The sequence below is a fragment of the Microbacterium sp. UBA837 genome (assembly GCF_002296025.1).
Classification (GTDB): domain Bacteria; phylum Actinomycetota; class Actinomycetes; order Actinomycetales; family Microbacteriaceae; genus Microbacterium.
The window spans coordinates 77,316-83,774 of sequence record NZ_DBHD01000052.1 but is presented as its reverse complement, the minus strand read 5'-3'; the positions used below and the strand labels follow the sequence as shown (position 1 = coordinate 83,774).

Here is a 6,459-nt window from a genome sequence, read left to right as displayed (position 1 = left end):
CGCCAGCCTAGGAAGGCGTCAAAATGGCGCGGAATCGGTTGGGTTGAACCTACGAAGCGCTCTCGGAGGCCTCTGGAGAGGGTTGGCCGGATTCCACAAAGGCTTCGGCGATCACCTGTGCAGTCTGCTCAATCTGCCACGGTCGCGCACCGAGTTCAGCCAGGGCTCTACCGATTCCGTCGGCGCCGATGACAGCCGGTGGAGCCCAGGCGACGCGTCGCAGCAGCTCTGGGGTGAGAAGGTTCTCGACCGGCATGTGCAGCGACTGCGCGACCTCGTCGATCGCAGGCTTGGCTGCCTTGAGTCGAGCGTCGGCCTCCGGCGCTCGGTCAGCCCACGCCCTCACCGGCGGGATCGTGTCGGTGTTGCGCACCCGCTCGGGTGGCAGGTCGAGGTCGGCGCGTCCCGCCTCGAACGCTGCCCACCATCGATCGAGCTCGGAGCGGCTGGCTCTGCCTGTGAACTCCTTCACGGCTGCGAGCTGCTGCTTGGTCTTCGGATCTGCCAGGATCGCGGCGACCAGAGCCCGGTCGGGGACGAGGCGCCCGGGTGAGACATCCTGCGTGACGGCGAGTTCTTCGCGAGCGAGCCACAGCGCCCGCGCGATCGCGAGCCCCCGACGCCCGCGCACAGTATGGAGACCGCTGAGCCGACGCCAGGGATCCTCCCGCGGAGGTTTGGGCTCCCGGGTGAGAACGGCAGAGAACTCCTGCTCAGCGAACTCTGTCTTGCCGGCGTCCGCGAGCTGCTGGACAAGGATGTCGCGCACGTCGATGAGATACTCCACATCGAGCGCCGCGTACTCGAGCCAGGCTTGCGGAAGCGGACGAGTCGACCAGTCGGAGGCAGAGTGGGCCTTCGCGAGCGTGATACCGAGGGTCTCTTCGACGACGGCCCCGAGGCCTACACGCTCTCGTCCGAGGAGTCGCGATGCCAGTTCGGTGTCGAAAATCGTCGGGGGTTCGAGGCCCAGCTCGCGCAGCGAGGGCAAGTCCTGGCTGGCTGCGTGAAACACCCACTCGACGTCACCGATTGCCTGCTGCAGTGACGAGAAGTCCGTGCCGACCGCTGGCGGGTCGATCAAAATCACGCCCGCGCCGCGGCGGAAGACCTGAACAAGATAGGCGCGCTGCGAGTAGCGGAACCCCGAGGCGCGCTCGACGTCGACGGCCACGGGACCTGTGCCAGCAGCGAGGTGCGCAGCCGCGGCACGGAGGGCGTCTGCGTCTGTGATCACGGTGTACTCAGCCACGGCTCACCCTGCGGGAGGTCACCGTTGCGATCTGCTCAGATCCGGGGGGAAGTCCCGCGAGCATGCAGACCAGCTCTGCCCACGCCTCGACGTGCGCGTCGAGGTTCGCGGTCGGTGTCCACGAGGCGCGAAGTTCGATCTGCGCGCCATCGCCCTCGTCGGCAAGGCTCCCGAATCCCTTCGAGAGGGTCTTCGTCGCGGTGCCTGAGGGGGAGTGATAGGTAGCGGCGTGTGCCTGCAGGGCGTCCGTGAGCCACGACCAGGTCACATCCGCCAACAGCGCGTCGATGCCGATCTCGGGCTCCAGTGGCGCCTGCGCAAAGCACACGATGCGCCACGCTCCGTTCCACTGGGAGGGCTCGTCCGGGTCGTGCAACAGGATGAAGCGACCCGTTCCGTACGCTGAGTCGGTGCCGGCTGCCTCGGGTCTCACGTCAGCGGCCAGAGCGAGGGCGTGAGGAGCAAGGCCGGTCGGTGCGGGAATCTCGCGGACCGTGAGGTCGTCACGGAAGGTGGCCTCGCGAATCACCGCGGCCACGTCGTCGAACGCCACCCCCGACAGAAGGTCTCCGGTCACCCCGACAGACTAGAGTGAGGACCCCATGGTCGAGTCCAGGCGCGCCGCCTCCCCACAGTACGTCGTTATCGTCAAAGCGGCTCTCGCGGCGATCTCGATGGCCCTCGGCGCCGTCCTCGCACTGTGGGGCGGTATTGCCGTACGCATGGCAAGGAAAGTCGTCACGCCGGCAGCTCGGATCCCCGATTGCCGCATCCTCGAGCTTGATACGTCCGCCCAGACCATCACGCTCACGCGCACTCCCGACACCGAGTTGGCTGGCCGGTATGGCCTGTTCACCACGGGAACAGAGCGCTACCTCAAACTCGGATCCGTGCTGTCGGAGACGGCCGACACGGTCAAGCGCAAGCTTCTCACTCATGTCGGCCCCCAGGCTCGGATCGTCAGGGATGCCGCCTTCAGCGGGTGGTACTACGAGCGTCCCGAAGAACTGCATCTGCCCTTCAGTCCGGAGCTGGTCGGTTCGGCGCTCGGACCCTGCCCCGCCTGGTTGTTCCCCGCCGGCGAGGGTGAGATCTGGGTGATTCAGGTGCACGGGCGTGGCACCACACGAGCGGAGTGCCTACGCGCCGTGCCGATCTTCCACGCACTGGGGATCACATCGTTGGTCGTCTCGTATCGCAATGACGGCGAGGCGCCTCGGAGCCGCTCGGGCACCTACACACTCGGTGCCACCGAGTGGCGCGACGTCGACGCCGCTGTCGGCTTCGCCCGCCGCCGGGGGGCGAAGCGAGTCATCATCATGGGGTGGTCCATGGGAGGAGCGATCGCACTGCAGCTCGCCCTGAACTCGGCCCATCGCGATCTCATCGTCGGCCTCGTTCTCGACTCACCGGTCGTCGATTGGCGCATCGTGCTCGATTACCAAGCGCGGCTCATCAAGCTGCCTCCGGCTGTCACGCGCCTGGCGATCACCGTCCTCGGTGCCGACTGGGCGACGGCCCTCACCGGCGCCGGCGCTGCGATCCCCTTCCGACGCCTCGATGTGCTTGCCCGTGCGGCGGAGCTGCGGCATCCGATTCTCATTCTCCACAGCGACGATGACGGGTTCGTCCCCTCGGATGCTTCCCACGATCTGGTGGTTGCACGCCCCGACCTCGTGGACCTCGACGTCTTCAGTGTCGCCCGCCACACGAAGCTGTGGAACTACGACCAGGAGCGCTGGACGGGCAGGATCACGCGGTGGCTGACACAGCACGGGTTCGTCAGCGAGCGCGCAGACGCAGATACGTGAACCCCGTGTCGTCGACGAGGTGACCCGCGATCTCCGTCTCGACGGCGTCGTTGATCCCCAGAAACGGATGATCGGCGGGCGTCAGCGCGGGCGCGACAGTGATGCAGTACTCGTCGATGATCCCCGACTCCGCGAACTGTCGAGCCAGCGACGGTCCACCCTCGCACACGAGGCGACGAAGGCCCCGGTCTCGGAGAGCGTCGACGATCTGCTGCGGTGTCGTTTCATCGGCGGGCAGTCCGACGACCTCGGCGGAAGGGTGAGCGACTGAGGCTTCGACCTGCTCCGTCCGTGACGCGGGACACAGGACGATGAGGCGCTGGCTCGCCTCGTCCGAGACTCGCAACCCCTCGAGTGAGCCAGAGCGCGTCACGACCGCAAGAGTGGCGGACCGGGGGAGAAGGTAGCTCTCGGCGCGAACTGTCTGCGCCCCGACGATCACGGCATCCGCCGCCGCGCGGATAGCGCTGAGAATTAGCCGGTCCGCTCCTCCGGTGAGCGTCTCGCTGGTGCCGTCACCGCCGACGGCGGACCCGGTGAGGGAGGTGATCATGTTCAGCCGCACAGTCTCCGCCTCCGCCGACCCGTAGCGCGCGGCGATCCACGCGCGTGCTGCATCACGATCGGCATCGATCTCGATCGTGTCGAGACTTCGGGGAGACAGCTCGGTCACGATCATGGAGAGATCCTCTCTGTGCCCACGGGAGTTCGGTCGGGGGAGTCTTCGGGTGCGCGGGGCGCGGCGACAGCCCGCGTAAGGTAGGAGGGTCCTCCCGCCCCCCTGACTCTAGGCGGCACGCGGCCAGCCCGCATCCGTCTCCGCCGCGGAAGCAACCCATGCCAGCATCCGGCCCCACCGGCATCGTCCACCTCGCAACGCGTTCGCCCGAACTCTCCGGCGACCAGATGGTGGCGTCACTCACGCCTCCGCCGCAGTTCGCGCACGCGTCTTTCGAGTCGTACCGCGCCGACCCGGCCTTCCCGTCACAGCAGGAGGCGAAGGAGATGCTCATCGCCTTTGCCGGTGGACGACCCGACGCGCCGCGCGGGGGGCTGTTCCGGCGCCGTCCTAAGCAGCCCGAACTGAAGCCCGGCGTGTACCTCGACGGCGGGTTCGGGGTCGGCAAGACGCACTTGCTCGCCGCGATCTACCATGCGATGCCGGTGCGGCGGAAGTACTTCGGATCGTTCATCGAGTACACGGCGCTGGTCGGGGCCCTGGGCTACCAGAACGTCGTCAAACTCTTCACCGGCGCCGACCTTCTGTGCATCGACGAGTTCGAACTCGATGATCCCGGCGACACGATGGTCATGACGCGTCTGCTGGGCGAGCTGGTCGCCACGGGAACCCGGCTGGCGGCGACATCGAACACCCCACCCAATGCGCTCGGTGAGGGGCGATTCGCGGCGCAGGACTTCCTGCGTGAGATCCACGCGATGGCCGAGAGTTTCCAGACCATACGGATCGACGGCACCGACTACCGTCACCGCGACGTAGACGGACACGCGGTGGCCCTGGAGGCTTCCGACTACGAAGCGGCAATCGAATCGGCATCCGGCGAGGCACTGGTCAGCGACGACGCCTTCGACGATGTGGTCGCTCAGTTGGCGCGCGTGCACCCTTCCCGGTACATCCGTCTCATCGAGGGGGTGTCGTTGGTGGGTCTGCGTGACGTGTCGGTGTTCACCGATCAGTCCGCAGCGCTGAGGTTCGTCGCTCTCGTCGACCGCATCTATGACGCGCAGATCCCGATTCGGGCCACCGGCATCACCCTGGACCGGGTGTTTCCGGAGGAAATGCTGGCCGGTGGGTATCGCAAGAAGTATCTCCGGGCGATCTCGCGCCTGGTCGCATCGACGCTCGCGTGAATTTCGTGGCGACCTCGGGGTCGCCCGAAACCTGATGTTTACCTGAGCGTCGGTCGTGTAACAGACGCGAAACACGGGGCGCCCTCTGGTCGAAACCGGTCGCCGCGAGACTGGCTCCGCAAGTGCATCGGCTACCCGCGTCGGTGCAGCTTTCGACACACGACACGAATTGAGGACTCTCAATGGATGCTGGAACTCTCGCCTGGGGTATTACCTCATCGGCGCTAGTCCTGTTCATGACGCCCGGCGTCGCCTTCTTCTACGGTGGTCTCGTCAAGGCGAAGAGCGTCATCAGCATGATGATGATGAGCTTCGGCGCGATGGCTCTGATCGCTGTGCTTTGGATCCTGTACGGATTCAACATGGCCGCCGTGAGCGACCCCTGGGCTTTCGCAGGAAACCCCTTCTCGAACTTCGCACTCTCGTCGCCTGAGCTCTCGAGCTCCGACTTCGTGCTCGCGCTCTTCGGCTCCACCTTCGCGATCATCACGGTGGCCCTGATCTCGGGCGCCATCGCTGACCGCGCCCGGTTCGGATCGTGGATGATCTTTGCCGGTGTGTGGGCAACAGTCGTCTACTTCCCTGTGGCCGCATGGGTTTGGGGCGGCGGCTGGATCATGAACCTCGGCACCACGCTGTTCGGCGAGGAGTCCGGTATCGCGGTTCTTGACTACGCGGGTGGTACTGCCGTTCACATCAACGCGGGTGCTGCAGCTCTTGCCCTGGCGCTCGTGCTCGGCAAGCGCATCGGCTTCCAGAAGGGCATCCAGAAGCCGCACAACGTGCCGCTGGTCATGCTCGGCGCGTCGATCCTGTGGTTCGGCTGGTTCGGCTTCAACGCGGGTGCAGAGGCGAACTGGCTCAACGGTGACGGCTCGTACGGCGCAATGGGCCCCGACTCGCTCGCTGGCGTCATCGTCATCAACACGCTCGGTGCAACCGCTGCCGCCATCATCGGTTGGCTGATCGTCGAGAAGTTCAAGGACGGCAAGGCCACGTCGGTCGGCGCCGCCTCGGGTGCCGTCGCCGGTCTCGTCGCAATCACCCCCGCGTGTGCGTTCCTGACCCCCGGCTGGGCGCTCCTGCTTGGTCTTGTCACCGGTGTCATCTGCGCCTTCGCGATCGAGCTCAAGTGGAAGCTCGGCTACGACGACTCGCTCGACGTTGTCGGCATCCACCTCGTCGGTGGTGTCGTCGGAACGCTGTACCTCGGCTTCTTCGCAACCGAGACGGGTCTGTTCCTCGGCGGCGGCTTCGAGCAGCTCGCGGTGCAGGCGATCGCAGCCTTCGGTGTCTTGATCTACTCCTTCGTCGTCGCCTGGATCCTGGGCTTCGCCATCGAGAAGACGATCGGTTTCCGCATCAAGAACGAGGACGAGCTCGCCGGTGTCGACACCAGCGTGCACGGCGAAGAGGGCTACTCGCTCGCCGAGCAGGTCTGATCTGCCGGGAGTTCGTCTCCCAACCCTCAGGGGCGTCGCGAATGGTTCGCGGCGCCCCTGAGGCGTCTCCGCGCGTCTTCGGCAG

The 6,459-nt window shown here is 66.2% G+C and carries 6 protein-coding genes; 3 read left to right on the top strand and 3 right to left on the bottom strand.

What is annotated here, in order from left to right:
- Window positions 1-49: 49 nt before the first annotated feature.
- Both B3587_RS04025 and B3587_RS04020 read right to left on the bottom strand, forming a co-directional pair.
- A complete protein-coding gene (locus B3587_RS04025) occupies window positions 50-1,252 on the bottom strand; it encodes a ribonuclease D (protein ID WP_292726718.1) in 1,203 nt (400 codons plus the stop codon).
- Window positions 1,245-1,829, bottom strand: coding sequence for a DUF3000 family protein (locus B3587_RS04020; RefSeq protein ID WP_292726716.1), 585 nt, complete (start codon window positions 1,827-1,829; stop codon window positions 1,245-1,247). The genes B3587_RS04025 and B3587_RS04020 overlap by 8 nt, the downstream gene beginning before the upstream one ends.
- A gap of 25 nt (window positions 1,830-1,854) precedes the next feature.
- Here B3587_RS04020 and B3587_RS04015 point away from each other — a divergent pair, with 25 nt between their 5' ends.
- The gene (locus B3587_RS04015; RefSeq protein ID WP_292726715.1) at window positions 1,855-3,063 is read left to right on the top strand and encodes an alpha/beta hydrolase family protein; all 1,209 of its coding nucleotides are present in this window, start codon (window positions 1,855-1,857) and stop codon (window positions 3,061-3,063) included.
- Here the strand turns inward: B3587_RS04015 and B3587_RS04010 are convergent.
- Complete coding sequence (locus B3587_RS04010) at window positions 3,035-3,742, bottom strand: dihydrofolate reductase family protein (protein WP_292726713.1); 708 nt, start codon at window positions 3,740-3,742, stop codon at window positions 3,035-3,037. The two genes, B3587_RS04015 and B3587_RS04010, sit on opposite strands and share 29 nt — an antisense overlap.
- A 158-nt stretch (window positions 3,743-3,900) precedes the next feature.
- Here B3587_RS04010 and zapE point away from each other — a divergent pair, with 158 nt between their 5' ends.
- Both zapE and B3587_RS04000 read left to right on the top strand, forming a co-directional pair.
- On the top strand, window positions 3,901-4,932 hold the full coding sequence (gene zapE / locus B3587_RS04005; RefSeq protein WP_292726711.1) for a cell division protein ZapE: 1,032 nt from the start codon (window positions 3,901-3,903) through the stop codon (window positions 4,930-4,932).
- Between the two features lie 182 nt (window positions 4,933-5,114).
- A complete protein-coding gene (locus B3587_RS04000; RefSeq protein ID WP_292726709.1) occupies window positions 5,115-6,374 on the top strand; it encodes an ammonium transporter in 1,260 nt (419 codons plus the stop codon).
- Window positions 6,375-6,459 lie beyond the last annotated feature (85 nt).

What these genes read in the sequence shown, in the direction of transcription:
- B3587_RS04015 (WP_292726715.1), top strand. Translation starts at nt 1,855, where the DNA reads ATGGTCGAGTCCAGGCGCGCCGCCTCCCCACAGTACGTCGTTATCGTC.
- B3587_RS04010 (WP_292726713.1), bottom strand. Translation starts at nt 3,742, where the DNA reads ATGATCGTGACCGAGCTGTCTCCCCGAAGTCTCGACACGATCGAGATC.
- zapE (WP_292726711.1), top strand. Translation starts at nt 3,901, where the DNA reads ATGCCAGCATCCGGCCCCACCGGCATCGTCCACCTCGCAACGCGTTCG.
- B3587_RS04000 (WP_292726709.1), top strand. Translation starts at nt 5,115, where the DNA reads ATGGATGCTGGAACTCTCGCCTGGGGTATTACCTCATCGGCGCTAGTC.